The sequence below is a fragment of the Kitasatospora sp. LaBMicrA B282 genome, from assembly GCF_050325825.1.
Classification (GTDB): Bacteria; Actinomycetota; Actinomycetes; order Streptomycetales; family Streptomycetaceae; genus Kitasatospora.
Map to the genome: position 1 here is coordinate 1 of NZ_JBNQTI010000316.1, position 3,794 is coordinate 3,794.

1 protein-coding gene is annotated in these 3,794 nt (G+C 77.6%); it reads left to right on the plus strand.

The window, feature by feature from the left end; translation table 11 throughout:
- Nucleotides 1-3,794: type I polyketide synthase (locus tag ACQRUO_RS38865; RefSeq protein ID WP_428320906.1), on the plus strand; the 3,794-nt coding region annotated here is incomplete at both ends.

Below are 3,794 nucleotides of genomic sequence, written 5' to 3' on the forward strand. Positions count from 1 at the left end.
TGGCCGGCGGCGACCCGCGCGGCCCGCGCGAGGCTGCCGGCGAGGCCGGCCGGCTGCGTGAGCGGCTCGCCGGGCTGCCCGAGCCGGAGCAGCAGGAGCAACTGCTCGACCTGGTCCGCACCCGGGTCGCCGCCGTGCTCGGCCACGCCGACGCCGCCGCGGTCGACACCCGGCAGGCGTTCAAGGACCTCGGCTTCGACTCGCTCACCGCGGTCGACCTGCGCAACCGCCTGACCGCCGCCACCGGCCTGCGGTTGCCCGCCACCCTGGTCTTCGACCACCCCAACCCGGCGGCCGTCGCCCGCAAGCTGCACGCCGAGCTGCTCGGCGCCCGGCCGGCCACCGCCGCGCCCGGCACCCCGGTCGGCCCCGCCCCCGCCGACCCGGCCGACCCGATCGCCATCGTCGCGATGAGCTGCCGCTACCCGGGCGGGGTGACCACCCCCGAGGAGCTGTGGCGGCTGGTCGGCGACGGCGTCGACGCGGTGGCCGGACTGCCCACCGACCGCGGCTGGGACCTGGACCGGCTCTACCACCCGGACCCGGACCACGCCGGCACCTGCTACGCCACCGGCGGCGGCTTCCTGCACCAGGCCGACCACTTCGACCCGGACTTCTTCGGCATCTCGCCGCGCGAGGCGCTGGCCATGGACCCGCAGCAGCGCCTGCTGCTGGAGACCAGCTGGGAGGCCTTCGAGCGGGCCGGCCTCGACCCGGCCACGCTGCGCGGCAGCCGCACCGGCACCTTCGTCGGGGTGATGTACAACGACTACGGCTCGCGGCTGCGCCAGGCCCCCGAGGGCTTCGAGGGCCACCTGGGCGCGGGCAGCGCCGCCAGCGTCGCCTCCGGCCGGATCGCCTACACCTTCGGGCTGGAGGGTCCGGCGGTCACCGTGGACACCGCCTGCTCCTCCTCGCTGGTGGCGCTGCACCTGGCCGCCCAGGCGCTGCGCGGCGGCGAGTGCGAGCTGGCGCTGGCCGGCGGGGTGAGCGTGATGTCCACCCCGGCCACCCTGATCGAGTTCAGCCGCCAGCGCGCGCTGGCCGCCGACGGGCGGTGCAAGCCGTTCGCGGCCGCCGCCGACGGCACCGGCTGGGCCGAGGGCGCCGGCCTGCTGCTGCTGGAGCGGCTGAGCGACGCCCGCCGCCACGGGCACCCCGTCCTCGCGGTGCTGCGCGGCAGCGCCGTCAATCAGGACGGCGCCTCCAACGGCCTGACCGCGCCCAACGGCCCGTCCCAGGAGCGGGTGATCCGGGCGGCGCTGGCCAACGCGCAGCTGACCACCGCGGACGTCGACGCCGTCGAGGCGCACGGCACCGGCACCACCCTGGGCGACCCGATCGAGGCGCAGGCGATCCTCGCCACCTACGGCCAGCACCGCCCTGCCGACCGGCCGCTCTGGCTGGGCTCGCTGAAGTCCAACCTGGGCCACACCCAGGCGGCCGCCGGGGTGGCCGGCGTGATCAAGATGGTGCAGGCGATGCGCGCCGGCGTGTTGCCGAAGACCCTGCACGTGGACGCGCCCACCCCGCACGTCGACTGGTCGACCGGCGCGGTCGAGCTGCTCACCGAGCAGCGGGACTGGCCGCAGACCGGCCGCCCGCGCCGGGCCGGCGTCTCCTCCTTCGGCGTCAGCGGCACCAACGCGCACGTGATCCTGGAGCAGGCCGACCCGGCCGAGCAGCCGGAGCAGCCCGCCGCCCCGGCCCCGCAGCCGGCGACCGCCTGGCCGCTCTCCGGCCGCGATACCCAGGCACTGCGCGCCCAGGCCGCCAAGCTCGGTGCCCACCTGGCCGCCCACCCCGAGCTGCGCCCCGCCGAGGTGGCCCGCACCCTGGCCACCGGGCGCGCCGCGCTCGAGCGGCGGGCCGTGCTGGTGGGCGCCGACCGCGAGGAACTGCTGGCCTCGCTCGCCGCGCTGGCCGCGGGCACGCCGGCGCCCGGGCTGGTCGAGGGCACCGCCGCGAGCCGCGGCAAGCTGGTCTTCGTCTTCGCCGGGCAGGGCTCGCAGTGGGCCGGCATGGCCGGCGAACTGCTCGCCACCGCACCGGCGTTCCGCGACCGGATGGCCGCGTGCGACCGCGCGCTGGCGCCGTTCACCGACTGGTCGCTGCTGGAGGTGCTCGGCAAGAGCGACTGGCTGGACCGGGTCGACGTGGTGCAGCCGGTGCTCTGGGCGGTGATGGTCTCGCTGGCCGAGCTGTGGCGCTCGGTCGGGGTGCGGCCCGCCGCCGTGGTCGGCCACAGCCAGGGCGAGATCGCCGCCGCCGTGGTCGCGGGCGCACTCTCGCTCGAGGACGGCGCCCGGGTGGTGGCGCTGCGCAGCAAGGCGATCAGGGCGATCGCCGGGCGTGGTGGCATGGTCTCCACCGCGCTGCCCGCCGAGCGGGTGGCCGACTGGGACGGTCGGCTCTCGGTGGCCGCGATCAACGGTCCCGGGTCGATCGTGGTCTCCGGCGACAACGACGCGCTGGAGGAGCTGCTGGCGACCTGCGCCGCCGAGGAGGTCCGGGCCCGCCGGATCCCGGTGGACTTCGCCTCGCACTCCGCCCACGTCGAGCAGCTCCAGGCCGAACTCCTCGACCTGCTGGCCCCGATCACCCCGCGCGCCGCGACCGTGCCGTTCTACTCCAGCGTCACCGTGGAGCGCTTCGACACCACCGGCCTGGACGCCGCCTACTGGTACCGCAACCTGCGCAGCACCGTCGAGTTCGAGGCCACCACCCGGCTGTTGGCCGAGACCGGGCACGGCGTCCTGGTCGAGGTCAGCCCGCACCCCGTGCTCACCGCCGCGGTGCAGGAGACCGCCCCCGAGGCGCTGGTCACCGGCACGCTGCGGCGCGACGAGGGCGGCCTGCACCGCTTCCTGGCCTCGGCCGCCGAACTCCAGGTCGCCGGCGCGCCGGTGCACTGGCCGCTGCCGGCCGGCACCCGCCGGGCCGAGCTGCCCACCTACGCGTTCCAGCGCCGCCGGTACTGGCTGGACGCCCCCGAGGCCGAAGCGCCCTCGGCCGACCGGGAGTTCTGGCAGGCGGTGGAGCAGGACGACCTGCCGGCACTGGCCACCTCGCTCGGTCTGGACCCGGCCCAGCTCGACTCGGTGCTGCCCGCGCTGGCCGCCTACCGCCGCCGGCAGCAGGAACGCACCGCGGCCGACGGCTGGCGCTACCAGCTCCGCTGGCGGCAGTCGGCCCCGGCAGCCCGTCCGGCCGCCGCGGCCGACGGCAGCCGGCTGCTGGTGCTGCCCGCCGAGCTCGCCGACCACGCGCTGACCGGCGCGGTCACCGACGCCCTGACGGCGGCCGGACTGCCGACCGTGCCGCTGGTCCTCGGTCCGCAGCCGGTCGAGCGCGCCGCCCTCGCCGAACTCCTGCGCGCCGCAGCCGAGTCGACCACCGTCACCGGCGTGCTCTCGCTGCTCGGCTGCACCGCCGGCGAGGCGGCCGAGGTCGGCACGCTCACCGCCACCGTCACGCTGGCCCAGGCGCTGGGCGACGCCGGTCTGACCGTGCCGCTGCACCTGCTCACCTGCGGCGCCGTGGCGGTGGACGGCACCGCGGACCGGGTGACCGCGGCCGGGCAGGCGCTGCTCTGGGGTCTCGGCCCGGTGCTGGCGGCCGAGTACCCCGACCGCTGGGGCGGGCTGGTCGACCTCCCCACCGCGCCCGACCCGGCCGCGCTGGCCCGGCTGGCCGCCGCGCTCACCGACGGCACCGAGCAGGAGCTGGCCGTCCGCGCCGGCGGGCTGCACGCCCGGCGGCTGGTCCGGGCCGGCGCGCCGAGCGCCCCGGCC